Here is a 25,009-nt window from a genome sequence, read left to right as displayed (position 1 = left end):
GCCTCGCGCACCCAGGCGTGCTCGCAAAGCCGCGCGACGATCTCGCCCGGCTCGATGCGATAGCCGCGGATCTTCACCTGATCGTCGTTGCGGCCCAGGAACTCAAGATTGCCGTCCGGCAGATAACGTGCCAAGTCGCCGGTCCGGTACAGCCGATCGCCCTCGACAAAGGGACTGGCGATGAACCGCTCCGCGGTCAGCTCAGGGCGGCTGAGGTAGCCCCGTGCCACCCCCGCCCCGCCAATGTAAAGCTCGCCCACCGCGCCGAACGGCACAGGCGCGCCATAGCCATCCAGCAAGTACACCCGCGTGTTGGCGATTGGGCGCCCGACGTGAGGCATCTGGGGCCAACATGACGGATCAGCTGCAAGGTGGTGCTCGGAAATGACGCTGATTTCCGTGGACCCATATTGATTGATCAATCTCGCGTTCGGATGTGCTTCGAAGAACGCCCTAAGCAGTGGAGTGGCCTGTAATCGCTCGCCGGCTGTATAAAGTTCTCTTAAAGCGCGCAGCTGCACCCGCTGCGTGCTCCAGACTTCCGCAAAATGATTCAACGCCACGAACGGGAGGAAAAGCCGCTCGATCGCCTCCCGCTCTACAAATTCCAGCAGGTCGGAGAAGCGCCTCCGGGTCTGTTCCCGCACGAGCACAAGCACTCCGCCGTCCTTCCAACAGATGAACAATTCCTGACAGGACACATCGAAGTTCAGGGTCGCGAATTGAAGTGTGCGCAGTTTTGACGTGCCAATCCCCGCAAGCGAATTCACAAGCGCGCCATGGGACATTTCAACGCCCTTGGGGATTCCGGTTGAGCCGGAGGTATAGATGACATAGGCGAGATGGCGCGATGTGAGGCCAAGCGTGCCCGGGTCCGGGTTCGAAGGCGGCCGCTCGCCCCAAGCCGGGGTCGTCGTCTCCAGATCGACCACCGTCACATCGGCCACGGCATCGGCGCCCAATGCGGTTCGACCGGCGACATCGCAAAGCAGCAGTTTCGGTTTTGCATCGTCGACAATCTGCCGCAGCCGCGCTGACGGATAAGCCGGATCTAGCGGCAGATAGGCGCCGCCAGCCTTCATGATCGCCAAGACACCAACCACCATCGCTAGGCTGCGTTCCAGGCATATCGCCACCGGCTGGTCCGGCTTGACCCCGAGCTCGATCAGATGATGCGCCAGGCGGTTGGCCCGCGCATTGAGTTCGCCATAGCTCAGTCTCTCCCTCTCATGGACCACTGCAATCGCTTCCGGCGCCCTTTGCACCTGCGCCTCGAACAACTCATGGATACATCGCTCAAACGAATAAGGCGCCGCCGTCCGATTCAAATCCTGAAGTAGATACGCGCGTTCGTCGGTTGGCAGAATGCCGATTCGGCCGACAGACTGCCCCGCATCGTCCATCACGCCGCGTAACAAAGCTTGCAAATGCTGCGTCATGCGGCCGATCTGCTTGGGCGCTAATCGAGCGGCATCAAAATGGCAGCGGAAGCTCCCATCCAGAGCGCGAACCTCAAAGGTCAGCAAATCGCCGCATAAGGCTTGGTCAGTCTTGTTGCTTGTCGACAGATCGTCGGCGACGGAACAGCTCTCTGTCGCGATTGCAATACCAATCGGCCAAGGCTGGCGCGCCCGTAGCGCCTCCACTCCTCGCAAGGTCGGGCAGCGCGCGATAAGATCTCGGGCAAAGCTGGCGTGCGCCCTCAGCTGAGCGACTTCGGCCGCTACGGTTTTGCGCACTTCTTCAAAATCATGAGCAAGCTCAATGCAAACCTCCATCGGCACGACGGAGGCGATTACGAGTTTGGAGCCAGTTTGCAATCCGTCCCATGCAGGCTTCCATCCCAGTTGAAACTCTTTTTGCCCGGTGATCCGAGCGAGATAGATCAGCCAAGCCGTCACCAAATATTCCGAGCGATCTTGTGGGGAAAGTTTAGCCAAACCGCTTGGGCTAAACCACGAACTCGACTGCCATCGGGAAGGCGCCGCAGCCACGGACGATGACAGAAAAGGAAGATGCAATCTGCTAAACTGCTCGAGCCGCCGTCGCCAAAACTCCTCCCCACGCGCCAGCAGTTCATGCGCGGCAGATATGCTCTGCACCTGTTCATCGCTCAAGCTCGGAAGGCGACTTTCTTGATTCACGCAAATCGCTCACATCGGTTCGGATCTGCTCGGGCTTAGGCTGGTCTGCATTGATGTGACGAAACCCTTCGCCGAAGCAGATCACTCAATCTTCGTGCCAACCTTCCGCATCACCAAATATGGTGCCGGCAGCATCGCAGCTGCCACTCAACCGCGTCAGAGTTTCTGGTAAGCGTCCTCATCGAACGACTTCTCCTCTATGGCGCCCTTTAGACGATTACGCATCTATCGTGCCAAAGGTGAAATCGAATGCAATCAATGCGAAAGCCACAGCAGTGCTATGTCAGCTGTCCAACAGCGTCGCCAGACATCGTACAATTGAGCGCGTTATCAATCGGCACAAACCTCCGCCCGCCTGGTCTTCCGGACAAGGGAAAATGGACCTGGAATGCCAAAGTATTTTGTCAGCTCCGCCGAAGCGCATCGCGTGCGCCTTTCGTAAAACCGGGACAAAGACTTTTTCTGAGGTCCGCGTGCGATACGAGGCAGCGCTGGATTGCTCGAGTAAAATGTATCTCGCAATTAGCGACAGTTCATGTTGGATTGGCGTTTCTTCGCATCACTCAATATGTGGAGCCCGCCGGGTCGTCGAGCTTGTGGCGCTCGGTTCCGGTAAGGGGCGGGTTGAAGATGCTTACGAGGATCATGTCGTTGTTCCGTCCCCCGCGCAGGAAATGCTTTTCATGCTTGTCAAGCACATACATGTCACCCCTGCGAATGGGAAAGACATTGCCGTCCATGTCCTCGACCTCGCCCTCTCCGCCGATGCAGTAGCAGGCTTCGAGATGATTCCGGTATTGCAGAAGCGAAACGGTGTTAGCGCGCACCACGGTGTGGCAGATGCTAAAACCCATGCCGTCCTTATCGGTCAGAAGGCGGTGGCTAGTACCATTGCCCCAATCGACGAAGTGATCGGTTGCTTCGACGTCGCGCAGGCTACGCACAATCATAGTGTTCGATCGCCCGGTGCAGGTTGAAGTGATTGATCCAAAAGCTGGAGGCCGTTGTTCTGCCCCGGAACTGCGACTTCCCTGTCGCGCTGCCGATTGCGGTCCGTCGAGACAACCAAGCGTCGGTCGCGAAGAGCCCGTGCAGCAGTCCTATGGGATCGGCTACACGCAAAAGGCCTGCCATTTGCCCGACGGCGACTAGTGAAAATATCGGCGCGAGGGTATTTCGCAGCCGATCCCGATCGGCGCGTACCAATTTGATGTTCCACCTTTGGCGTGGTGCCGCCGCTTACCTTTGGATTCCCCAGAATGCTGCTGGAGATATTGCCGGCGACATAAACTGTCTCCAATCGCAGATTTGGCAAGTCGTTTCCTTCCTCGCTGTGCCTCTCGCCGCGAATACGGTTCCGCAGCGTCTCAGCCAGTAGAGCAAATCTCATGCCGTGGTCGCAGGCCGACGAAAGATGAAGTTGTGGCTGTCTCAGCTGGCTAGTGAGTGAGAACGATTTGGCTGGGCGTGTAGCCAATCTAACAAACTGCCGAGATATGGCCGGATACAAACAGGTCCGGAGCGAGAACCGGTCGAACAGTGCGGCTTTCTAATCCGCTATGGGCAAATGCCGATATAGATTGAGCACCTGACACCCGAGCCGAATGAACTCACGTGCAGGTCAGCAGATCAGGTCCTGGGGCTAGTCCAACAGCGGGCGGATTATCGATTATTTGCCGGGTCGCGAGCTCATGATGATGCCGTCGGCGAGAAATCGCGTGGCCCCGAATGCGCGCGTCGTTCGCGGCTCCGCGCCTAGCTTGCCGACATGTCCCTCCCCTTCGGAAGGCTGAACGCGAGCGGGAAGGTCTCGGCCGAAAGAGACTCGCGGGCGGTCTGCTCTTCGGTGAGGCGTCTTTCCATGAACTGACGTTCGACACCCGACAGGTTCGACTTCAGCAGGCGAGGATAACGGTAGATGTTGTTACGGTGAGCGCGAATGCGGGCCAAATATTCATCGAGCATCCTGGACGCTCCTGAGGTCGTCGCAATCTCTACGAAGAGATATTCAGGCGAGCATGTCGTCGATCAAGGCGCCGCATGCCATCGCATCCCGGAAGTCGTTCGGCAGGCGGACAAGGACCATGCTAGTTCGTAATTATCATTCCTTCCCCTCGCTAGCATTTCCATCGCGACGATCCGCAGCGTTTTTGGCTCGCCGTAGCCGTCTTTCTGCTCGGCTAGTCGCTCAACCAGAACTGGACGCTTGTAAGGCGCAAGGAATAGGGGGTCACGCCCCCGGCGCCGGACGCTTGTCGCTAACAAGCTCGCCCGTCAGTATTCTCTCCCGACGAGCTGAACATCGTTTGCTGATGTGCTATACGCATCTTCGTTGAGAACGGCTTTGTTTGAGAGTTTCGATGTCTCTTTCGATTGGATTGATCGTCGACGGCTATGTGAAACTAAACAACCGCAGCGCGCTGGAGAACCTTCTGGCGCATCGGCGGGAGCTACTGCAGCAGTTGAACTGCGTTACCGGAGTTGATCCGAAGCCAGCGATCGCTCAGGTCAGTCAAGACATCACGGTGATCGAAAGGGCACTTGCGGCGCTCGCACAGGAGTAAACAGCAATGGCGCACCGGCTCGCTTAAGTGATGGCGCTCCGGCGCCGAACACTGAGTTCGCCCTCGTTTCCGGACGAAGGGTATTAGCGCGACGCCTCACCCGCATCGTGGCGCGCAAGGGTGCGTGCGCCAAGGCTTTGATGCGCTGCCTGTTGTGCGAGCTGCTCTCTCATTTCAACGATCGGCCTCGCAGCGAGCAACGCGCCAACCGATTCACATCGGATAACGCCGCGTCTTGGGTGACGTTAGGCCGCCATCGATCTGCAACCACGATGCACCTCTGCGAGCTGGCCGGATCGCTATGCCGCAGGCGACGCGACGGCGCTCGCGAACCTGGGTAGCAGGCCAGGATCTTCAGCACTGTGCCTTGGAAATTCACCTCAATGACAAGCCATGTCCTAGATCTATCGCCACATCGTTGGTGCTCCGGAAAGAGCTTCCTGACCGATCTGTTTAAGCAGATCGGGGCGCGTCTCACCTCTGGTGGCGACCTCCAGGATTTTGGAGGCAACGTCGGCGCGGACGCCGGCGTCATACGGTGAGACGCTTTCGCAAACCTCATCCAGGATCGTACGCAGAAGCGCGGTCGTGGCACCGCCCAACATTGGGGGATCTCCCTCGTACCATCGAGGAAGATAATGGGCATTTGCTGGACCGGAACTCAAGTACATTAGATCTTATGAGCCTCCGCGACTGCCGGGCAGCAGATTTCCAGCGCGGTGCAATGTCCAGCACCTCTGCGATCGCTGACCCATTGCGGCAGCTCGCTTGATCGGCCTGCTGTTGTCCTCTCGACGGCCGTCTCGGCTTAACAGACAAGCTTGCTAGAGCTCAGAGGCCAATGAGCGCCCTGCGATCATGCTCTGCGATTATGTACGGCATGCTCGCGCCGGACTGACTGGGCGGCTGCGGCAGGCCAATGCTCGGACGGTGCTAGTTCGTTGCCGAGCCTCATCAGGTTCAATTGCGGCGAGAGGATTTGCCGTTTAACGCGCCTGCTGCGTCCAACCAATGCTTTGGCATACCTGCCCGATGGAGATGGTAGAAATAGCTTGCCACTGCCCTGCTCCGATGTCGTTTCACGACACGGCTCCTATCGGCTCCAAACCCGAGCGCTTGGCATCTCGCACTGTAGAGGGACTTCAATTCATGCGGTGAAGTGCGTCAAAAACCAGCGCCCGCCCTACGTCTGGCGACGAAATCGGGCCGGGATCCGGCGCCCGCGCTTAGTGCCCCCTTGACTCGCCCCTGGGCGCCCTTCAGGGAACTTCGGCTTTATGCAGCTTTGGAGCGCTATCGTGAAGTTGGTCATGGGCGGGCGTGCGGTTATTGATCCATAATCGCACGTATTGGCAGCACACGATTTTGAGCGAATCTCCTTTGGCAATGCCCGCTTGCAAGCGGATGATCTCGGTAGCGACTTGCGTTTTGGATATATAAGCCTGGTGTAGCTGAAGGACCCCAGCACGGACACGCGAACGTCGCATGAAAATTCATCGGAGGCCCTGCCGTAATGCAGGATTTGAGCGCGAGAGCGCGGCTCGTTGCATTAATCGATATTGCCATTTTGTTACAGTCTCCGTCCAGCGCAATCACATGCAGCCGGAAGGCGGCATATTCCGCGGCCACATTGTTGGGGGCCATTACTGCAACTGAGCATGAGCGACGAGCGAGATGGCGTCGCCGAAAGTGCCGGCGCGTCTGCGAGCTGGGCGCAAGCCCTTTGCAGGGAGTGGCGGGCTGCATGTGAAACGCTCCGATCTGACGCCGAGGCGCCTCGTTCAGAGAAGAGAAGCGGCTGGGCTGTTCAGATTATCTGTTGTGTTTGTCGAGTCGGAAAGGGAGCTACATGAATCATCTCGGCAGCAGCCATCGTCGCACACCATCTGTGATGACAGACGAACAGCACGAGCTGGAGCGCTGCAAGCAGGAGATTGCGCGCCTCAAAGAGCTGGTTGTACGACTTTCTGAAATTGCTTTGCGCGACGTCGTAAAAAGCACGCAAAGCGGTCGGAACGTTCCTGAGTGTCTGAGCGAGCCGCCGAAGTCATAAAACGGAAAGCGAACTCGCACTTGGCTGCTCTCGGCAGCGCGGGAGCGGCCCCGCCTCACTCCACCCCGTCAGCCGGCAGAGCCAATCTCCAGCCGACATCATGAGGTTGAGCGGGGGGCAGTTGTTCAGCACGCAAAGGGCAGTTCCGGATCGCCTTCGAGAGATGTTGAGGATTTCAGGGCCAATCCATCCGGTTCGACTGTTTCTGAGCGCAATCACTTGCGGATCTAGCTACGATGGCGACCGGGATAGGACTACATTGTCGATCAACCGAGTGGAGCCGACGTACGCTGCGACACAGAGTGCCGCCGGGTAGCGCAGAGGGCTCTCGGCAATCCTTAGGGTCCCAGTGTCGACAAGCTCAAGGTACTGCAGTCGATCGACCATTTCCAAATGCTTTCTTGCAAGCGCAATCAGCGTTGCCGCATCGCGCTCCCCTGAGGCAAACTCATGCGCTGCGGCGAACAAGCCACGGCTGATCGCAAGGCTCCGACCACGTTCTTCCGAGCTGAGATAACGGTTGCGACTGCTCATTGCCAGCCCATCTGGCTCCCGCACGGTTGGCACAGTGACAATCTCGATCGGAAGATTCAGATCAACCGTCACGCGGCGTATCACAGCGCATTGCTGAAAATCCTTCTGTCCAAAGTACGCGACGTTCGGCTGCACCATGTTGAATAGCTTGCAGACGACAGTCGCTACACCACGAAAATGTCCAGGCCTGAAAGCTCCGCAGAGCGGTTTTGCGAGTTCGCCCGGCTCGACAAAGCTCTCAAATTGAGCCGGATAGATCTCCTCTGCACTTGGCGCGAAGATGATGGTGACCCCGGCACTGCGGCACAACGCTTCATCGCGCGCGAAGTCGCGAGGGTACCTGCTGAGATCCTCATTTGGGCCGAACTGAGTGGGGTTGACGAAGATGCTGACGACAGTGACGTCGCAGTGTCCCCGGCTAGCCGAGATCAGGGCCAGGTGGCCGTCGTGCAAGTATCCCATCGTCGGAACGAATCCGATGCGCTTATCGGCATTGCGAACGTCTGCAAGGGCGCGACGCAGCTCAGCGACCTTCGTAATGACTTGCATTTCTTACCTTGAGGTTGAATTGGAGGGCACCCAGTTGGCGACGGCATGCCGAAGCTGATCAGGAAGCCGATAGCACTCCTCCGAGCCCGGGAATGCACCTTTGCGGATATCGGCAGCCCAGCGCGACAGCGCCTCCTGGAACAGCTGGAATCCATTTGTATAGGAACGAACGAATTTGGGGCGATGACCTTCGGTTAGCCCCAAGACATCATGAAACACGAGCACTTGGCCCGAGCAATCAGGTCCTGCTCCGATCCCGATGGTGGGTATCGTGAGACATTCGGTCGCTCGCGCCGCGAGCTCGGCAGGAATGCCCTCCAAGACCAGCGCGAAGCAGCCGGCTTCCTGCAGACTGTGGGCGTCATCGAGCAGCCGCAAGGCGGTATCCGTTGTCCGTCCCTGCACCTTGAATCCACCCATGACGTTGACGCTCTGCGGGGTCAGACCGAGATGTCCCATCACAGGAATTTCGCAATCGACCAGGGCGCGTACCATCTCGATGCGTTTGGCACCACCCTCGAGTTTCACAGCATCGGCGCCACGCTGCAGAAAACCTCCTGCATTGCGAATCGTATCCTCAGAACCGACATGAAAGCTCAGAAAGGGCATGTCGGCCACAAGCAGGGCATGAGGCCTCGTGCGCGCAACGGCCTCCAGGTGGTGATTCATCATGGCCACGCTGACGGGCAGCGTGTTGTCGAATCCCAGGCAGACGTTTCCAACGCTATCGCCGACCAGGATGACATCGACAATGGGATCCGCGATGCGCGCTGCAACCGCATCGTAGGCGGTGGTCATCACGACACGCCGTCCTTTATCCTTCCACTGCTGCAGTGCCGGAATCGTGACACGCTCTAGAGGCTGCTCTGAACTGTGGCTCATATTGAATCCGCTCCCCAAACCGTCGGCGCTTCCTAGAGATCGCCGGACAAACCTGTCAATGGCATGGAGGATGGAGATCCCAGTTCTCTAGAACTGGAGAACAGCGCAAAAATAGCCCAATGGTCGCGCAACCATGAGACGAGACCTTTCTCATCGCGATTTCACCACCCGATGGCTCGTCTTCCCGTGCAGTTTCAGCGGCTATGCCAGCGGCGTCCTCAATCGAGGAGCGGCGCTCGCGACGAGCCACCATCTGCACGCGTTTCTGGGCTGATTGCAGTCTCTCCAAACGGTGACGGCTCGACCGGACCGAGCTGCAGATGCACGCAGCGGGGACTTCGTCTTTAGGGCACATCTCCGTGTCTGCCCCCTAGGGGTACTCGTTAGACTCCTGCTTTCGCGCTGGCGCACCGAGCAAAGCAAACGGATGGCAGGCCCGGAACGTCCGAAGGTCACAGGCCGCGGTAAGCGCAGCGAGAGTCGCGGTCGAGTAGATGTCGTCGCGAAGGCGCTCAGACCGAGCCAGCCTGCTGGCCCTGTAGGCCCTGAAGTCGTTTATTTTTGCCGATGTTTCTGTCACTTGATTTCCACGCGCTCTAGAGGGCCACTTGAATTCTCTGACCAGGGTCGTACCGGCACAACTCAGTCCATTCCTAAGCGGCTCGCCCCCGTCGCAACCAATTCTGATCGGCCTCCCGCCGCGCCTTGAAGCGGTTGACGCATTTCTTGGAGCAAAGGGCCGTTCGCCAGCAGTAATGGCGGATCAGCCCAAACTTTCCGCCGCATATCGCGCAGCATGTGGCTGAATGGTCGGGGGAATTACGGAACCCAATGTGCATTCTCGCCTCCTGTCAGACGTTTACTTGGGGAAGCCCCGCTGCCCTCTGACCACAGCACCACGCGCGCACCAAAGGTGCGGTCGCCCGGCGGTCCATTTCCCTGGTTCTTGCAGCCATCAAGAGTCTTGACTCTGATGTGCGGCTGCCTCGCGAAGCAGTACTTTCCGCAGAAAGCCTCGCCGAGAATTTGCTCAAGATAATGGATTTCTCTATCGTGGTTAACGCAATTCGCCCGACATTTCGGCCAAATGCTGCGCCTTTCATGGCTAGCCCGCAGGATTGCTGCGGCAGCGGGGTCGGGAGCGCTTAAGTGCTTAAAGCACGATCAGCCTGCGAGCCTTGGGTGCTGCATTCTCGTTGCACTATCAAGCGGCAGCAATACGGACACTTTCGCCTTCCAAGATGCTGTCGCTGCAGATGATTGCACAGCCTCGTGCATCTCACATCAGCAAGTCAGCAGCGTCGCGGATGGCAGTATAGATTTCATCAAGGTCGGCCGCCGTAACGCAGTAAGGCGGCATCACGTAGATCGTATTACCGAGTGGGCGTAACAGCAGATTCCGCGCTTGAAAGAAATCCAAAAGCCTCGGACCGATGTCCGCCAGATAGCCGGCATCGCTCGTGTTGAGTTCAAGCGCCGTGACTGTTCCTGTGCGTCGGACGTTTGCGAACCGTGAATCGGCGCGGAATGGCGCGAGTGCCTGTTCTTGCATCCTGGCCAGGGATGCCAGCCGCCGGCGATATTCCTGATCCTGCCATAGATCCAGATTAGCCTTGGCGGCGGCACAGGCTACTGGATTGGCCGTATATGAGCTCGAATGAAAAAACGTACGCGTGCGATCTTCGGAATAATGCGCATCGAAAATATCGGCACGACAGAGTGTGACGGCGAGCGGCAGCGCCCCACCCGTGAGGCCTTTCGAATAGCAGGCAATATCGGGCATGACATCGGCCTGCTCACACGCAAACAAGGTACCCGTCCGGCCCCAGCCGGTCATGACCTCGTCCGCAATGAACAAGACGTCGAAGGCTTCGCAGATCCGCTTCATCTCTCTTAGGATCGAGGGAGAATACATCAGCATTCCACCGGCACCCAATATCAGGGGCTCCACGATAAAGGCTGCGGGATGTTCGTTTCGACACGCGTTTTCAAGCGCATCGAGCGCTCTTTGCTCACGATCTCTTGCCGGGAACGGAATCGAGGTCACCTCGAACATCAGCGCCCCGTAGGCCGCATTGAAGACGCCTCGGCTACCTACCGACATCGCCCCGATCGTGTCGCCATGGTACGAGTGCTGCATCACCACAATTTGGGTTCGCTGTCTTCCGGTATTGCGCCAGTAGCCGAGCGCCATTTTCAGCGCGACTTCGACGCTGGTTGACCCGCTATCGGAGAAGAACACATGCTCGAGCGCCGGGGAGGTGACCTTCAATAGTTCCGTCGCAACTTGCTCAGCCGGGTCGTGAGTGTATCCGGCGAAGATGACCTGGTTGAGCTTGCCTGCCTGGTCTCGGATCGCGTTCACGATGCATGGATGGCAATGGCCGTGGGTCACGACCCACCAGGAGGAGATTGCATCGATAAGGCGTCGGCCATCTTCGGTGTAGAGATAAGCCCCCTCTCCCCGCAGCACCTTCGTCATGTCCTGCTGTAGAGCATGCTGCGTGAACGGGTGCCAGATCGGCGACCTCCTGGCTATCTTCATAGGTTCAGGAAATCGCTGCTAACAAAGGAGTCTTTGAAAGCGGCCTGCAGCCTATCGTCCGTGAGGGGAACAAGCCACGGTAGCCGTCCCAACCAACGCACTCTCCCGATCTCGCAAATCGCGCTTTCAGTTTCGGCGTTTCTTTCGCCAATGAACGCAATTCCAAGGATTCGAATCTGACGCTTCCGCAGAGCCTCTATGGAGAGCAGGGAGTGATTGATTGTGCCCAGTCCCGTCCTTGCGCAAAGCACGACGGGGAGCTGCCAGCGCTCGAAGATGTCGATGTAAAGAGTGCGCGCTGTCAGCGGCACCATGAGTCCGCCGGCGCCCTCGATCACGAGTTGCCGCTCGCCGCTGTCCGGCAGTCGAAGCGTCTCTGTATCTATGCGAACACCGTCGATCTCCGCGGAGTAATGGGGCGACGCAGGCGTCCGAAGTCGGTAGAGCTCCGGGACAATCCGATCGGACGAGAGGCCACCGAGGCGGCGGATGCACTCGGAGTCGGTCTCTTGTTCGAGTCCAGCCTGGACCGGCTTCCAGTACTTCGCGCCGAGAAGGCCGGCCAGCCCTGCGGAAAATACCGTTTTGCCGACCCCGGTGTCCGTACCAGCCACGACGATCCGCTTATTCATCAAAACGAGCCCTCGTCACCTCAACCAGCGCATCGAGCATTGCGCGCACGTCCGCTTCCCCAACATTGAGTGTCAACGAAATTCGCAACCGGGCGGTGCCTGCAGGGACGGTTGGCGGCCGAATTCCGCGGATGTCGAAGCCGCGCGCCTGCAGAGCAGAGGCAAGTCGCATTGCATGAGCATTATCACCTACGATGTACGGCACGATCTGAGAGGTCGATGGTGTGCGCAAACTAAGCGAGGTGATCTGCCGATGCGCGAACGCAACGAGATTGGCCAGCCGTTGCTGCCGCTCCGGCTCTTTCTGCAGGGTGAGAAGTGCCTCTCGAACGGCAACGGCCATCAATGGTGATGGGGCGGTGGCAAAAATGAACGGACGGCAGCGGTTGACCATGAAATCGCGCAAGATGCCGGAGGCCGTAACCAGTGCACCCGCCGCACCGAGCGCTTTGCCGCAGGTATGAACGACGATGAGATTTTCGCGCCTGTCATAAGGGGCCGTGAGCCCTCGTCCCTGATGCCCGTAAGCGCCTGTGGCATGAGCCTCATCCACGATCAGAAACGCGTCGTGGCGATCGGCGATTGCCACCAGCTCTTCGAGTGGAGCGAAGTCGCCGTCCATACTGTAGAGACTTTCGGCCACAATCCAGACGCGGCCCGCCCCACCTTTGTTTCGCCAGTCGCGAATTTCGTCTTCGAGTGACTGGGGATCATTGTGCGCGTGAATTCGACACTCTGCGCGGCCGGCCCGTGCCCCCTCGTGAATACTGGCGTGCACGAGCGAATCGAGAACGAGCAGATCGCCGTGCTGCGGCAGCGTTGTCAGGAGGGCAAAATTTGCGATGTAGCCGCCTCCAAAGAAAAGCGCTGCCTCCGCGCCAAAGAACTGAGCCGCTTCCGTTTCGAGCCGTTCATGCTCCTCGCAATTGCCGCGCAGAAGCCGCGACCCGCCGGCTCCAACCGGAGTGCCCGCCTCGAGCGCGGCGACCATCGCCTTTTTGATGTGCGAGGCGTTGCCGAGCGCCAGATAGTCGTTCGATGCGAAATCGATCCCCACGCGGGGCTTGAGGCAGCGCAGCCGTTTATCATCGTTCAAGGCATTCAACGCTGCGACGTAGGGACCAAGTCTAGCTGTTTGGATTGACCGCATTCATGACTCCGAGGCTCGCATCAAATCACGCAAAAAATGCGTTGGCCGTTTAAGAAGGAAGGATGGCCCGTTAGGTTCAACTTGCCAGGATGCGATTGTCTCTGTCCACACGCACAATGCGTGGCTTGAATATCTTTGCTTCGGCCTCGTCGAATGAGGCATATGCAACGATAATGATCTTGTCTCCGGGCATCGCCAGTCGGGCGGCCGCACCGTTCAGGCTTATCGTGCCAGACATCGGCGGCGCCTCGATCACGTAGGTGGCAAAGCGCATCCCTGTTTCGACATTGTAGATTTCGACGCGCTCGTTGATCACCATTCCTGCCGCGTCCAGGAGCGTACGATCTATCGAGATCGAGCCTTCATAGTGAAGATCAGCTTCGGTCACTGAGGCGCGATGGATTTTGCCCTTCATCAAAGTTATCTGCATTTCTCACCTAGGCTGGATGTAGGGGGCAACATATTGCGCGCACTGCTTCCGTCAGGAGAGCCCGGACGTGATGCCGAGCCGGGCCAGCAGATCCGCGTCGCGATCAACTTTCGGGTTTTTGGTGGTCAAGAGCACGTCGCCGACGAAGATTGAATTTGCGCCGGCCAAGAAGCAAAGCGCCTGCAATTCATCGGTCATGTATTGCCGCCCGGCGGACAAGCGAACCACACTCCTCGGCATCATGATCCGCGCGGTCGCCAGCAGCCGGACCAGCGCGATCGGATCGGGAGGCCCCGCGGTGTCTTCCACCGGCACGCCCTCGATCTTGTTCCACAGGTTGATCGGCACGCTTTCGGGATGGTTGGGAAGATTGGCGAGCAGCACGAGCATACCCAGGCGGTCCTCGACGCGCTCGCCCATGCCGATAATCCCGCCGCAGCAGATCTTGATGCCGGCATCGCGCACATGCGCCAGCGTATCGATGCGGTCCTGCAGGCTGCGGGTGGTGATGATCTTGCTGTAAAACTCGGGCGATGTGTCGACGTTGTGATTGTAGAAGTCAAGGCCGGCCTCGGCGAGGCGCGCGGCCTGCTTCGGTGTCAGCATGCCGAGCGTGACGCACGTTTCCATGCCGAGTCCCTTGACCGCCTTGACCATGTCGCAGACGGAATCAAGATCGCGATCTTTTGGCGTGCGCCAGGCCGCGGCCATGCAGAAGCGCGTGGCGCCGGCATCCTTCGCGCGCTGCGCGGTCGCAACCACATCGGCGCAATGCATCAGACGAGTGGCTTTCAGGCCGGTCTCGTAATGCGCGCTTTGCGAGCAGTAGCCGCAGTCTTCCGGACAGCCGCCGGTCTTGATGCTGAGCAGGCTCGCAGTTTCGACGTGGTTTGGATCGAAGTTCTTGCGATGAGCGTGCTGCGCCTGAAGCATCAGGTCGGCAAAAGGACGGTCGTAGAGCGCCTTAGCCTCTTCGACGTTCCAATGATAACGAACCTGCGTCCCGTTGCCTGCTTCCTTCCGCTGGACTTGCGCAGCAGCATCCATAAGCCAATCCCGCTCAATTGTAGATAATCGCGTCAATTATCTATAGTCATTGCCCTCGAAGAGATGCTAATCGAGCTGTCTCGCAAATGCACCGGTTATTGCGGTAGATAATCTATGATCACTCGTGACAACATGACGACGGTCGCGCGCATCGCGGACTCAATTGCTGAGCGCATTATCAGCGGCGCCTTAGAACCAGGCGCGCCACTCCGTCAGGATCACGTGGCACGAGAATTCAATTCCAGCCACGTCCCCGTGCGCGAGGCCTTTCGGCAGTTGCAGGCACAACATCTTGTTGTCGCGGTGCCGCGTCGCGGTGTTCGGGTTTCCCCGCTCGATACCCGTTCAGTGAAGGAGATCGCCGAAATGCGCGCCGCGCTCGAAGTGGTGGCATTGCGCCATTCGGGGCCAAGGCTCACAACAGCTCATTTGGCTCAGATCGAGCTCGCCCTGATCGAAGGAGACAATGCAAAGACGATCGAGGAGTTTGAGACAGCCAACCGCGCCTTTCACCAAGCCTTGGTCGCGCCGTGCGGAATGCCGCGTCTGCTCGCGAGCCTCGATGGACTGCAGCTTGCCAATTCTCGATTGGTGTTCGCGATGGCGCGATCGGTGGGCTGGCGACCGCGCTCCAATCAAGATCACCGCCTGATTCTGCAAGCCTTGCGAACGCGCAACGTCGATCAAGCCTGTAATCTGCTCACGCGGCACATTCAAACCATTGAGCGCCTTGCCCTTCCGGCGCCCTGAGCAAATCTGGCAAGCTTCATTGCGGATCGCCGACGATCGCAAGCGACGATCATGCGGCAAGCGACTAGCCTCATTGCAACGGGCTCTATTCCCAGATAGTTGTGGCACCCACTAGCGACATCTCCACGGACGGCCATGATTCGTCACATAGTCTTCTTCAGCGCCAAGGACGAGGCGCATATCGACCATATCATCGAAGGTCTTTCGCTTCTCACCACGATACCACATGCGCGCCGGCTTGAGGTTGCCCGCAACCGCAAGACCGATCAGCTCGGCAACGATATCGATGTCGTGGTCTATGGTGAGTTCGACAGCGAGGCGGAGCTCGCAGCGTACAAGGCGCACGATCTCTACCGGGAGTCGATTAAGCGGGTCCGACCGCTCCGCGAGCTGCGGTTCGCGGCCGACTACGATGCATAGATACCCCTTGCGCCTCCACGGCAGGATGATCCAGGTGCTGTCGCAGCAAAAAGTCCACCGCCTGGTTAACTTGGCAATGGGCCTCAAGTTTCGGCCCATCGCAGGCAAGCGTCGTTCTCATCGGGTGGGCCAACAGATGGAACGGCACTTTCACGACGTCAGCCGCCGGTGACCGATAACCACGATGTACGTTCGCGAGTTGCAGTGGGTTGACCCTGTCATAGCGATGCGACGTCTCGGGCATCGATCGCATCTCACGTTTCTCGATAGCGTAGCAAGGCACGAGCTGCTTGGGCGCTACTCATATCTAACGTGCGACCCGTTCAGCACCTATAGGGTCGCGAACGGCCAAGTCAGTTGGAACGGACTGACTCTCGAGGCCGATCCATGGAAGGTCCTTCGCACGCTACTCGCGAAGTACCCGCAAGAGCATCGTCCCGATCTCCCGCCGTTCCAGGGAGGAGCGGCAGGCTACCTTGCCTACGACATGAACAGGACATTGGAGCGATTGTCTGCGCCGGCAATTGCCGGTCTGGGTGTGCCCCAATCCATCCTGCATTTCTATGATGTGGTCATCAGCTTCGATCACCGGGATAACAAATGCTGGATCGTCTCGACCGGATGGCCGGAGCAGGATCGGGTGCGACGGAGCGAACGAGCGCGTCGTCGAGCCGACGAGTTTGCAGCATTGCTTGCCGGCCCAAAGGCGCCACAGAAGGGTTGTCCCAGCAAAGCGTGCGCATGGCGCTCGAACTTCAGCCGCGAGGGCTACATTGCGGCGGTACAACGCGTGATCGACTTGATCCTGGCGGGTGACGTGTTCCAGACGAATATTGCGCAGCGTTTCAGCACCCGCCTGTCGACCTCGTTTGATCCGCTCGCCTACTATTGCCAACTACGATCATTGAATCCAGCGCCTTTTGCGGCCCTGCTGCGATGGGGAAAGCTGACCATCGCATCAAGTTCGCCGGAACGATTCCTGAAGCTTGAGGGGCGACAAGTCGAGACACGACCTATCAAGGGTACGATCGCGCGTTCTCCTGATTTCAAGGAAGACCAGCGCCGTGCGGCTGTTCTCCTCGCTTCCGAAAAGGATCATGCCGAGAACACGATGATTGTCGACCTTTTGCGCAACGATCTGTCACGCGTTTGCACCGCGCATTCGGTCGAGGTTCCGGCCCTGTGCAATCTCGAGTCATATGCCTCAGTGCACCATCTCGTGTCGATCGTTACGGGGAAACTTGCCGGAGGCGAAGACGCCGTTAGCCTGCTCCGTGCTTGCTTCCCCGGCGGCTCCATTACGGGAGCGCCAAAGCTGCGGTCGATGGAAATTATTACAGAAATCGAGCGCATAGCGCGAGAGGTCTATTGTGGGGCGATCGGCTTCATCGGCTTCAACGGGCACATGGACACAAGTATTGCGATCCGCACGGTCACGATCGACGGCGACCTGGCTGTGTTTCATGCGGGCAGCGGTATAACGGCCCTGTCGGAGCCCGAGGCCGAATACGAGGAAACGCTCGCCAAGGCAGAGCGAATCTTTGATGCATTTGGTTCTGAACCAGCTGGTGCATTTTGATTGTCATCATCGATAATTACGATTCCTTCGTGTTCAACATTGCCCGCTATTTCCACAAGCTCAGTGAAGCAACGGAAGTGATCCGAAACGATGCTATCAGCATCAGCGAGCTCGTTGGTCTCAACCCGCGCGCGGTGGTCATATCGCCCGGCCCCTGCACCCCAAATGAGGCAGGAATATCGACAGCAGTGGTTCGCGAACTTTCAGGACGCGTACCAATTCTCGGCATCTGCCTTGGACATCAATGTATTGGAAGCGTTTTCGGAGGACGGGTGGCGCGTGCGCATCGGCCCATGCACGGTCGGCGCTCGTACATTGCGCATGACGGCCGAGGGTTATTCAAGGGGCTGCCAACCCCGCTTGACGTCGGACGCTACCATTCTCTTATCGTCGAGCTTGATCAGTCATGTGCGCAGAATCTCATAGTGACAGCGCGTTCGGAGGAAGGCGAGATCATGGCCTTCACGCACGGCTATTATCCCACCTATGGGGTCCAGTTCCATCCCGAGTCGATACTTACCTCACAGGGGCACGTCCTGCTTATGAACTTCTTGCGACTCACAGAGGATTTTCGAAACCACGCGGAGCAATGAGAGGCGGCTCGCCTGCCGATCAAGATGGTGGACTGTTGGTTTCCCCTCCAGCTCGGTGAACTCCGGCAGCAGCACCTTGTCGACGAAGCCCAGTGACGCACGGATCATCACCGTGTTGCGTCGCTGGCGGTGATAACGAAATGGCCGGAGCCCGTATCGACGGCAAAGCGCTAAAACAAGCGTAAGCGCGTAGGTCACCCCATGTAGCGGATGATGTTCGATTGTCAGAGAATCTCCTGGCGATTTGTCCCAGGAGTTCATGTGAGCGAACATATGTCTGATACCAAGAATTTCGAAGTTATCACGGCTGCAGCCGAGCGGCTTAAATAGAACTGCTGTGTCTATCATTTTGCGGACAATAGCGCGCTCTTGGATCGAGAGACGGCTCGGCAATATGGTCATGTTCACGAGGAATGTCTAGCCAGCTAGACCGCTACTGTGTAAGCGGTGCGACGTATTTGGTCCGGACGCGCCTGATGCGTGATCCAGATGGTAAACTCTCCTCCTCGAGGACCCGCCCGAAGCCGGATGTCGTAACCGGCGATCAGTCATAAAGCTTGCAGTGGACTAGCTGACCGCCCCTCCGGTCCGTCGCGCCGCTGTAGCGGCCGCTGATCGTAAGCGCGCCGAACGGCCTTTTGTCTGGACCTGAACGTCCTGACGTCTAGTGGCAAGCTGCCCTGGGGCCCCTTCCATTTGTGATTTGCCGCGCAGGTCTGTCAGCTTTCAGTAAGCTCCCCCGGATACAGAGCCGTTGAGGTTGGCGGGATGTGGCAGGGACAGTGCTAGCGTACCAGAACGGTCGGCGCCGAGTCATGTTTCTCGTCAGCCTCATCAGCAGTGCGGATGCGGCAGGAACCTTTCGTCAACTCAGCCCCCCGCCGGTAGGGTCCGGACCGCGCCCGCACTGCTTCATTGGGCGGCTCGGCGTACAAATCAAGCACATCCTCGATGCGCCGGAGGCAGACAGGCGGTGCGCAAGCTAAAGGCGCAGATGCCGCCGATGCCGGGATGAGTGGTGACGATATCGCCAGCAGCGTGGACGTCGGCCACTCGATGGTCTATCGAACCCGTCGGCGTTTTGTCGGAAGGCAACCCGGTGGCCGCCCAGAGCGAAGAGCCCGTGCAGGGGCAGAGCGCGAGCTCAACGACAAAGAAGAGGTCCTTCTGGTGGCCACCTCCTGCTTCAGCCCTCCGACCGCGCGCGCTGGACACTGGAGCTGCTGGCCGACGAGACGGTCAGACTGACGTCGCAGGAGAGCCTGTCGCGCAAGACGGCGCCTGGCCGAGAACGATCTCAAGCCATGGCGCAGAAGCATGTGGTGCACTCCAAAGGTACAAATGGGGTATGTGGCCAGTGAAGGCCATCTAGCACCGGCCGCCGTCGACTTTGCCGAGCGCATGCGCGAATTCCATTCCCCCCCGAAGCATGCCAATTGGCTCAACATCATCGAGATCGAGATTAGCGCGCTCGCCCGTCAGTGTCTCGACCGGCGCATCGACAGTTATGCCCATCTCGTCAGAGAGACCGCTGCATGGGAGAACGCCGCAACGCCGAGCGCGCACCCATCAATTGGATGTTCGCGATCGAGAAGGCGCGCACCAAATTAGGCCGCTCTCTATTCTAAAATATCTACCAGAGTGCCGAAAGCACAAAGACTCAAAATCTCTGTGCCGAAACACTAGGTGCCCACGAGCCCCGTTCAGCCAAGTTGCGGCCGATGGAAGAGAAGAACGCGGCCTCCCGGTAGGCTCTCGGCCGTGTAGGGCTGACCGTGGACTAAGAAACGGGTCATTGGGACATCCCGGCTCGGCAGAAGACCTAGGCTCTGCAATATGTCGATCACGACAGGCGAAGCCTCTTTGGGGGCCGTGCGTCCAGTGATCGCCGAACAACTCTCTCAGTTCAGGCACTTGCGGGAGTGGCTGATGGCCTGATGCCGGTGCGGCAGACGGCAGGGAAAGGTTTGGCGCCAGCGCCGAAGGAGCGTCCTCACGCCATTCGAAAAGTCCCGGCGAATCAAACCCTGGCGCAAGACCGCCATAGATATCTGAGGAAGTCCTTGGTGCCGCAGCTTCACTCGGCAAAGTTGGCCGAGGGTGATGAATGAGTTGAACGTCGTTGGGGCCTTTCGGTCCCAAGATGGCCGTGTAGCGTTCGCCGCCATCGCTCTCTCATGAACTTAATGGACCCAAGGTGACTGGGACCTCTTCCCTGATGGGAATTCAGAGCGCCGCGCCAAGCGCGTACTAGTCAGCACCGATCAACGCCAGCCTCGTTGTGGCCGGCGGCGGCTAAGCCATCGTCTGGTCGCGCTGCCCCCATTAATGGTGAGCCTCGCGTCCTGCGTGGCTCCGCGGCTCGGCTACAGCGTCGCGCATCACGGGCCTCTTCGGCTCGTGCTCTGAGCATAATCGACCATGCCTTCCCGCTTGAAGAAGTCGAGAACGTCTTCATTGATGCGAACGGAAATGGTGTTGTTCGTTGCTAGAATTACCTAGCATCGCAAACGGAGCAATCGCGGTTGCTGCCATAGAGCAGATAATAGCAGACCTCCTCACCGTTCCCAAGGTCCTCACTTAACGAGTAACGCACAATTGCTCTGTATGAAGCTCAACATCAGCGGCACAGACAGCCGCGATGGTCGCGCCGGCACCGGTCAACGGAAGGAGGTTCAGAACTAGCGAAGAGCTCAAGCTAAATGATCTCGAAGTATCTCCGACGTTCAAAGTCGGTGACCCGATGTTGAACGGATTCCCACTCCCAACGGCGCGAGCAAGCGAACGCTTCAACAAACCTTTCTCCGAAGACATCACTGGCCGCTGCAGACTCTGCAAACCGAGATGTTGCCTCTGATAGGCTTTGAGGCAGCCTCGCGGACGGACGACACATTTCCAGGCTTGCATCACCGACGATCGAAGCCGGTAGTTCCGGACCTGTCTCGACGCCCAATATTCCTGAACCAATCGCACATGCGAGCGCGAGATACGGGTTCACGTCTGCGCCAGGCAGCCTATATTCCAGGCGATGCGCAGATGGCTCTCCCGGAATGGCGCGAACCGCGCAGGAGCGGTTGTCAAGGCCCCAGCTTGGACAGATTGGTGCCCAGCAGCCAGGTACCAATCTCTTGTAGCTGTTGACGTTCGGCGCAGCGAGCACACAGAACTCATTCATGTATTCTAGTTGTCCGGCGATGAATTGCCTCATAAGATCGGAGACGTTGCCTAACGCATCACCGTCGTAAAATACATTTTTACTATCCGAGGACATCGAGATGTGAATATGGCCGGACTGGCCGGGCCATTTCTCGGAAACCTTGGCCATGAATGTAGCCATCATGCCTCGCGTTTGCGCCCAGGCTTTTATCATCGACTTGAATATGATTGCTCGATCGGCGGCTTCCAGCGCATCACAATGACGAAGTGACGCTTCGACAACGGCAGGTCCCGTTTCAAAGTGTAGTCCGCTGAGAGGTATTCTAGCCTTCTCACAAATCGCCAAGATCTCATCGAACAGCTCATGTTGTGCGACAGAGCGCGCAATCGAGTAGCCGAACGGGCCGCGCGTTAAAGGAGCCCATTCGCCGAACGGCTTGTCTTCAATCGTGTCTGCGTTCTCCTTAAACAGCATAAATTCAAACTCGAACCCGGCAGTGCAGTCGTATCCGTGGTCAGCAGTCCTTCGCAGGACCTTACGCAGAACACCGCGCGGACAGATGTTCTCATGTGCGCCCGCGAACTCCGCGAGATAGAGATATTGATCGCCGAGATGAGACACCGAACGGCCGGTGCCTGACAAAATCCGCAGGTCAGCATCTCCGAACGCCGATAGCGGCTTTTGCGTGAAACTGGCCGGAATGACCCGGTCCATACAATCCCACGCCAGCACCGCTTCAGAGAACTTGATAACTTTATCTTCACCCGCGAGATCTTCACCTAAGACGTGTTTGCCTCGCAGAACGCCATCGAAGTCGCTTAAGCCGACCATCGCCGCGCGGGCTGGATTCGCTCCGGTCAACCTGGGATCAGTTGGCATCAGTCGCGATCCTGCATCACTAAATCGAACACCTGGTCCATCCGCATTGCTCGCAACTTGCGATAGTCATTCTCAAGCTGAGTCAAGTCGCTATTCACGAGATAAACGATGCCTGGTGTCGACACTAAGTCGATCGTGGGAACTAGCTCTTGACCAATCGGGACGAATGCAATGGCATCCGCGAAGCTCGGGAGCTTGCGGATTGCTTCGAGTCCCGGGTAACCGGCAACGACACCGCTCATATCTGAGATCAGCGAGACGCAAAGTGCGTGAGCCTGCCGCTTGTAGGGCCCGCGCAGCCTCATATATTCACCAAAGCCCTTGGGATCTGCGTAACGCCAGGCCGTCAAGGTCATATGGTTGTGCCCCAACGCCATCGTTCGTGCTTTTGCCGACATGGTCCCTTGAAGCCTCGCTCCGAAGTCCACCAGAACCGGTCCCCGATGATCGACGATGATCTCAGCATGAGCCGGTCCGTCGACGATCTGTAGTGCCTGCAACGCACGCACCAAGTAGTCGGACAGTTCCTGAACGATTGGTTCGTTGCCCCCCAACAATCTCTCAAGTGAGCAGACCGATGATGCCCTCTCAATCGGAACCGTGTCATAGGTCCACGCCTCCGTAACGAAGGCTTCCCCGTCGATCGAGACGGCATTTACGGTATATTGCTGGCCGTTTATTTTTTCTTGCCCAAGGGCAAAACGATTCAACGCTCCGACACGGTTCGTCTTCCCGACAATTGCGCTCACAGCCCGCTGAATATCAGCATCTGTCGAGCAAAAGAATACATCCTCGGTACCCGTACTGTTCAGCGGCTTGATCACGATCTGATCGAACTTCGCTTCACGCTTCCAGCTCGCGATCTCTACAGGACTGTCGGACACGACTTGTCTGATCGATCGCACGCCTGCAAAGGTCAGCGCGCAAGACAATCGCGCTTTGTCACGCCGAGCAGCGGATAGCGCAGTCCCATTTGATGGTAAGCCAAGCCGCTCCGACAGAGAATCGGCGAGTTCAACTCCGGTCTCGCAGCCCGCGATAACGAACTCCAATTCCCGGCCATGGAGAGCCTGAAGATGATAATCAACGATGTCGTCATATCCCATGCGCTCGGTGGGGCGAATGACTTCATCATAAAGATCCGCATTGAAATGCGATTGGAATATGGACGGAATCTGTGCAGCCGACATCACATGCACCGTTCCAATTCCATAGCGCTTGAATTCTTCCGGTAGGTATCGGCCGGTAGAATATGCGTCTACGATTACACAACTCCGTTCTTTCATGCGGATCTCCGATACTGCAAGTAGATGTTTCCGACAGCGACAGCCGTAATGAGAGCATTTCCTACGAACGTATGTAACGAAGGCACGATGCGAGAATCGAAGTACTGGAACAGGAAGGTGATGATAGGGGCGGTGGACAGGACCATGTTGACGGTGAAGGGCTCTACCCGGCGAATGCCCTGCTGGATCAAGAGCAAAGGAACAATGATCGTCGACAGCCCAATTGCCGCGATCGCAAACCAATGCTGCGAGATCTCAGGCACGATAGATGAATGGTCGACCAGTCCCAGCAGCAAGAAAATCGTTCCATAAAAGCGATGCGCCAGGACTTGTCGGCCAGAAAACCCACGATCGAACAGCAGTTTGACAAGTATATTTGTAAGGGCCAGCGATAGGCCGGCCACGATCGCCAAGACGATGCCGAAGGACGATCGAGCCCCCCACTCCACGCCTGCGTTGCCGCTGGCCGAGATCCAAATCATGTAACTCCCGATCGTTGCGATCGTAACGCTCACGACAATATCGGATGCTGGAGGGGCACCCTGGCGCCTGATCAGTGCGTTTAACCACACTGTTGCGGTGGGCCCCAGCGCCACCATGAAGGCGATGACGATCGCAGGTTCAGCGTATTTCAGTCCGATAAATAGGCCGATCCAGCTGATTGCTGTCACGACATTGAGCGCGACGAAGACGAGGAGCGACCATTTCGCCACCGTTGCCTCGCGTCCTTCCTGGCGAGCCAGGAGATTGAACATCAGACAAACCACAGCGAAGGTCAGCAGGAGCGCGACGAACACATCCGCTTGCTGAAAATACGACGCCGCATAAACCTCGCCTGCCGCGCTCACGACGACATAAAGCGCCACAAATAGGACTCCCAGAACGAAGCGATTCGCCAATCCTCCAGTCTTCCTGTGCCCGCGAGGCGGCGCACGGCCCTCGCAGGACCGGACGCGTGCTTCGGCTCCGAGGGAGTGTCCTTTCGACGTGCACGGACCACGTTTGGTTTGAAATGTCACAACCTGCCTCTAGTTCTTCTTAGTTCGGTAGTACCCAACACACGCCTCTCCAAATGCCTTGAACAGTTGCTTGCTGAGGAGATCGGTTGAGACGTGCCATTCGGGGTGCCATTGCACACCGATTTGGAGCGTCGGGGCGCCAATGACCGAAGCCGCCTCGACCAAACCGTCAGGCGCCCACGCCTCGCGCCTCAGTGCCGGGGCAAGCGCCTCGATGCCTTGATTGTGCAGCGAGTTGACTTGCGCTTCGATCGTCCGCGCGATTGGAAAGAGCGCGCCATCGGAGCATATCCTGACGCTGTGCGCGGCGTCGTACTGACGGTCTCTTGGACGATCTGGCTTCTCGGCATGCATCGCGCCACTTTTCGGCCTCCACTCCGCAAGCGATGAGCGGAGCGTGCCGCCGAAATAGACGTTGAGTTCCTGAAGCCCACGGCAGATGCCCAGAATAGGCATTCCGAGCGCGATGGCGCTCTCTATAGTTACGGCAGAGAGCCTGTCCCGCGGACGGTCAAGGATCCCAAGCTCAACGTCCTGCCGATCAGCCTGCGTCAAGGACGCAGGCGCTCTCAGGACGGCGGGGTCGATGTTCGATTCATCACCTGTCAACACTAAGCCGTCGAGCCGGCGCATGGTCGCCGGGGAGATCTCCTCCCTCGCATCTTCGGCGTCGATCGTCGGCAATATGACGCAAGCCACTCCCGCATGACGATGGAGTGCCTGCAAGTACTTGCGCCGCAACCAGTCGCGATGCACACCATCGACCCGAAGACGGTTCGAAGTGACGCCGACCACG

General features: G+C 58.2%; 22 protein-coding genes. 6 read left to right on the top strand and 16 right to left on the bottom strand.

What is annotated here, in order from left to right; translation table 11 throughout:
- The 3 genes from I6F09_RS24860 to I6F09_RS24850 all read right to left on the bottom strand — a co-directional run.
- On the bottom strand, positions 1 to 1,901 hold a 1,901-nt coding region (locus I6F09_RS24860), incomplete at its 3' end, for an amino acid adenylation domain-containing protein (protein ID WP_225189261.1).
- A gap of 806 nt (positions 1,902 to 2,707) precedes the next feature.
- On the bottom strand, positions 2,708 to 3,094 hold the full coding sequence (locus tag I6F09_RS24855; protein WP_225189260.1) for an ectoine synthase: 387 nt from the start codon (positions 3,092 to 3,094) through the stop codon (positions 2,708 to 2,710).
- 805 nt (positions 3,095 to 3,899) lie between these two features.
- Positions 3,900 to 4,109 carry a hypothetical protein gene (locus I6F09_RS24850; RefSeq protein WP_225189259.1) on the bottom strand — a complete coding sequence of 70 codons (210 nt, stop codon included), beginning with the start codon at positions 4,107 to 4,109 and terminating at the stop codon, positions 3,900 to 3,902.
- 395 nt (positions 4,110 to 4,504) lie between these two features.
- Here I6F09_RS24850 and I6F09_RS24845 point away from each other — a divergent pair, with 395 nt between their 5' ends.
- The gene (locus tag I6F09_RS24845; protein WP_225189258.1) at positions 4,505 to 4,708 is read left to right on the top strand and encodes a hypothetical protein; all 204 of its coding nucleotides are present in this window, start codon (positions 4,505 to 4,507) and stop codon (positions 4,706 to 4,708) included.
- Positions 4,709 to 5,112: 404 nt separating this feature from the next.
- Here the strand turns inward: I6F09_RS24845 and I6F09_RS24840 are convergent, their stop codons facing one another.
- The gene (locus I6F09_RS24840; RefSeq protein WP_225189257.1) at positions 5,113 to 5,313 is read right to left on the bottom strand and encodes a hypothetical protein; all 201 of its coding nucleotides are present in this window, start codon (positions 5,311 to 5,313) and stop codon (positions 5,113 to 5,115) included.
- 1,244 nt (positions 5,314 to 6,557) lie between these two features.
- Here I6F09_RS24840 and I6F09_RS24835 point away from each other — a divergent pair.
- Positions 6,558 to 6,761: a hypothetical protein gene (locus I6F09_RS24835; protein WP_225189256.1), complete on the top strand. Its 204-nt coding sequence runs from the start codon at positions 6,558 to 6,560 to the stop codon at positions 6,759 to 6,761.
- A 231-nt stretch (positions 6,762 to 6,992) separates the two neighbouring features.
- On the opposite strand, the gene panC is transcribed toward I6F09_RS24835, so the two are convergent.
- From panC to bioB, 7 genes are all read right to left on the bottom strand, one after another.
- Positions 6,993 to 7,844 carry a pantoate--beta-alanine ligase gene (panC, locus tag I6F09_RS24830; protein WP_225143632.1) on the bottom strand — a complete coding sequence of 284 codons (852 nt, stop codon included), beginning with the start codon at positions 7,842 to 7,844 and terminating at the stop codon, positions 6,993 to 6,995.
- Between the two features lie 3 nt (positions 7,845 to 7,847).
- Complete coding sequence (gene panB / locus I6F09_RS24825) at positions 7,848 to 8,726, bottom strand: 3-methyl-2-oxobutanoate hydroxymethyltransferase (protein WP_225189255.1); 879 nt, start codon at positions 8,724 to 8,726, stop codon at positions 7,848 to 7,850.
- 1,279 nt (positions 8,727 to 10,005) lie between these two features.
- Complete coding sequence (locus tag I6F09_RS24820) at positions 10,006 to 11,271, bottom strand: adenosylmethionine--8-amino-7-oxononanoate transaminase (RefSeq protein WP_225189254.1); 1,266 nt, start codon at positions 11,269 to 11,271, stop codon at positions 10,006 to 10,008.
- On the bottom strand, positions 11,268 to 11,903 hold the full coding sequence (gene bioD / locus I6F09_RS24815; protein WP_225189253.1) for a dethiobiotin synthase: 636 nt from the start codon (positions 11,901 to 11,903) through the stop codon (positions 11,268 to 11,270). The genes I6F09_RS24820 and bioD overlap by 4 nt, the downstream gene beginning before the upstream one ends.
- The gene (locus tag I6F09_RS24810; RefSeq protein WP_225189252.1) at positions 11,896 to 13,053 is read right to left on the bottom strand and encodes an 8-amino-7-oxononanoate synthase; all 1,158 of its coding nucleotides are present in this window, start codon (positions 13,051 to 13,053) and stop codon (positions 11,896 to 11,898) included. Before I6F09_RS24810 ends, bioD begins: the two co-directional genes overlap by 8 nt.
- Before the next feature lie 76 nt (positions 13,054 to 13,129).
- Entirely contained in the window at positions 13,130 to 13,483 is a 354-nt protein-coding gene (gene panD, locus I6F09_RS24805; RefSeq protein WP_225130861.1) for an aspartate 1-decarboxylase, read from the bottom strand.
- 51 nt (positions 13,484 to 13,534) lie between these two features.
- On the bottom strand, positions 13,535 to 14,530 hold the full coding sequence (gene bioB / locus I6F09_RS24800) for a biotin synthase BioB (protein ID WP_225189251.1): 996 nt from the start codon (positions 14,528 to 14,530) through the stop codon (positions 13,535 to 13,537).
- Between the two features lie 114 nt (positions 14,531 to 14,644).
- Between bioB and I6F09_RS24795 the strand changes: the two genes are divergently transcribed.
- From I6F09_RS24795 to I6F09_RS24780, 4 genes are all read left to right on the top strand, one after another.
- Positions 14,645 to 15,280: a GntR family transcriptional regulator gene (locus I6F09_RS24795; RefSeq protein WP_225189250.1), complete on the top strand. Its 636-nt coding sequence runs from the start codon at positions 14,645 to 14,647 to the stop codon at positions 15,278 to 15,280.
- Positions 15,281 to 15,415: 135 nt separating this feature from the next.
- Positions 15,416 to 15,700, top strand: a complete 285-nt coding sequence (locus I6F09_RS24790; protein WP_225130875.1) for a Dabb family protein — start codon at positions 15,416 to 15,418, stop codon at positions 15,698 to 15,700.
- Positions 15,701 to 15,884: 184 nt separating this feature from the next.
- Complete coding sequence (gene pabB / locus I6F09_RS24785) at positions 15,885 to 17,279, top strand: aminodeoxychorismate synthase component I (protein ID WP_225189249.1); 1,395 nt, start codon at positions 15,885 to 15,887, stop codon at positions 17,277 to 17,279.
- The gene (locus I6F09_RS24780; RefSeq protein WP_225130879.1) at positions 17,276 to 17,872 is read left to right on the top strand and encodes an aminodeoxychorismate/anthranilate synthase component II; all 597 of its coding nucleotides are present in this window, start codon (positions 17,276 to 17,278) and stop codon (positions 17,870 to 17,872) included. The genes pabB and I6F09_RS24780 overlap by 4 nt, the downstream gene beginning before the upstream one ends.
- On the opposite strand, the gene I6F09_RS24775 is transcribed toward I6F09_RS24780, so the two are convergent.
- The 5 genes from I6F09_RS24775 to I6F09_RS24755 all read right to left on the bottom strand — a co-directional run bounded on the left by I6F09_RS24775 (position 17,801) and on the right by I6F09_RS24755 (position 25,008).
- Positions 17,801 to 18,274, bottom strand: coding sequence for a hypothetical protein (locus tag I6F09_RS24775; RefSeq protein ID WP_225189270.1), 474 nt, complete (start codon positions 18,272 to 18,274; stop codon positions 17,801 to 17,803). The two genes, I6F09_RS24780 and I6F09_RS24775, sit on opposite strands and share 72 nt — an antisense overlap.
- 2,296 nt (positions 18,275 to 20,570) lie before the next feature.
- Complete coding sequence (locus I6F09_RS24770; protein WP_225189248.1) at positions 20,571 to 21,908, bottom strand: glutamine synthetase; 1,338 nt, start codon at positions 21,906 to 21,908, stop codon at positions 20,571 to 20,573.
- Positions 21,908 to 23,194 (bottom strand): ATP-grasp domain-containing protein, encoded by a 1,287-nt coding sequence (locus I6F09_RS24765; protein WP_225189247.1) that lies wholly within the window; start codon positions 23,192 to 23,194, stop codon positions 21,908 to 21,910. Before I6F09_RS24765 ends, I6F09_RS24770 begins: the two co-directional genes overlap by 1 nt.
- Positions 23,191 to 24,093, bottom strand: a complete 903-nt coding sequence (locus I6F09_RS24760; protein ID WP_225189246.1) for a DMT family transporter — start codon at positions 24,091 to 24,093, stop codon at positions 23,191 to 23,193. The genes I6F09_RS24765 and I6F09_RS24760 overlap by 4 nt, the downstream gene beginning before the upstream one ends.
- A gap of 129 nt (positions 24,094 to 24,222) precedes the next feature.
- Positions 24,223 to 25,008 (bottom strand): gamma-glutamyl-gamma-aminobutyrate hydrolase family protein, encoded by a 786-nt coding sequence (locus tag I6F09_RS24755; RefSeq protein WP_225189245.1) that lies wholly within the window; start codon positions 25,006 to 25,008, stop codon positions 24,223 to 24,225.
- Between the last annotated feature and the right edge of the window lies 1 nt (position 25,009).

Origin of the sequence: Bradyrhizobium sp. IC3195 (assembly GCF_020193585.1) — a bacterium.
Classification (GTDB): Bacteria; Pseudomonadota; Alphaproteobacteria; order Rhizobiales; family Xanthobacteraceae; genus Bradyrhizobium; species Bradyrhizobium yuanmingense.
This window is presented reverse-complemented; position numbering and strand designations above follow the sequence as displayed.

What these genes read in the sequence shown, in the direction of transcription:
- I6F09_RS24835 (WP_225189256.1), top strand. Translation starts at nt 6,558, where the DNA reads ATGAATCATCTCGGCAGCAGCCATCGTCGCACACCATCTGTGATGACA.
- panB (WP_225189255.1), bottom strand. Translation starts at nt 8,726, where the DNA reads ATGAGCCACAGTTCAGAGCAGCCTCTAGAGCGTGTCACGATTCCGGCA.
- bioD (WP_225189253.1), bottom strand. Translation starts at nt 11,903, where the DNA reads ATGAATAAGCGGATCGTCGTGGCTGGTACGGACACCGGGGTCGGCAAA.
- bioB (WP_225189251.1), bottom strand. Translation starts at nt 14,530, where the DNA reads ATGGATGCTGCTGCGCAAGTCCAGCGGAAGGAAGCAGGCAACGGGACG.
- I6F09_RS24770 (WP_225189248.1), bottom strand. Translation starts at nt 21,908, where the DNA reads ATGCCAACTGATCCCAGGTTGACCGGAGCGAATCCAGCCCGCGCGGCG.
- I6F09_RS24795 (WP_225189250.1), top strand. Translation starts at nt 14,645, where the DNA reads ATGATCACTCGTGACAACATGACGACGGTCGCGCGCATCGCGGACTCA.
- I6F09_RS24765 (WP_225189247.1), bottom strand. Translation starts at nt 23,194, where the DNA reads ATGAAAGAACGGAGTTGTGTAATCGTAGACGCATATTCTACCGGCCGA.
- panD (WP_225130861.1), bottom strand. Translation starts at nt 13,483, where the DNA reads ATGCAGATAACTTTGATGAAGGGCAAAATCCATCGCGCCTCAGTGACC.
- I6F09_RS24855 (WP_225189260.1), bottom strand. Translation starts at nt 3,094, where the DNA reads ATGATTGTGCGTAGCCTGCGCGACGTCGAAGCAACCGATCACTTCGTC.
- I6F09_RS24775 (WP_225189270.1), bottom strand. Translation starts at nt 18,274, where the DNA reads ATGACCATATTGCCGAGCCGTCTCTCGATCCAAGAGCGCGCTATTGTC.
- panC (WP_225143632.1), bottom strand. Translation starts at nt 7,844, where the DNA reads ATGCAAGTCATTACGAAGGTCGCTGAGCTGCGTCGCGCCCTTGCAGAC.
- I6F09_RS24845 (WP_225189258.1), top strand. Translation starts at nt 4,505, where the DNA reads ATGTCTCTTTCGATTGGATTGATCGTCGACGGCTATGTGAAACTAAAC.
- I6F09_RS24810 (WP_225189252.1), bottom strand. Translation starts at nt 13,053, where the DNA reads ATGCGGTCAATCCAAACAGCTAGACTTGGTCCCTACGTCGCAGCGTTG.
- pabB (WP_225189249.1), top strand. Translation starts at nt 15,885, where the DNA reads ATGTACGTTCGCGAGTTGCAGTGGGTTGACCCTGTCATAGCGATGCGA.
- I6F09_RS24840 (WP_225189257.1), bottom strand. Translation starts at nt 5,313, where the DNA reads ATGTTGGGCGGTGCCACGACCGCGCTTCTGCGTACGATCCTGGATGAG.
- I6F09_RS24820 (WP_225189254.1), bottom strand. Translation starts at nt 11,271, where the DNA reads ATGAAGATAGCCAGGAGGTCGCCGATCTGGCACCCGTTCACGCAGCAT.
- I6F09_RS24850 (WP_225189259.1), bottom strand. Translation starts at nt 4,109, where the DNA reads ATGCTCGATGAATATTTGGCCCGCATTCGCGCTCACCGTAACAACATC.
- I6F09_RS24790 (WP_225130875.1), top strand. Translation starts at nt 15,416, where the DNA reads ATGATTCGTCACATAGTCTTCTTCAGCGCCAAGGACGAGGCGCATATC.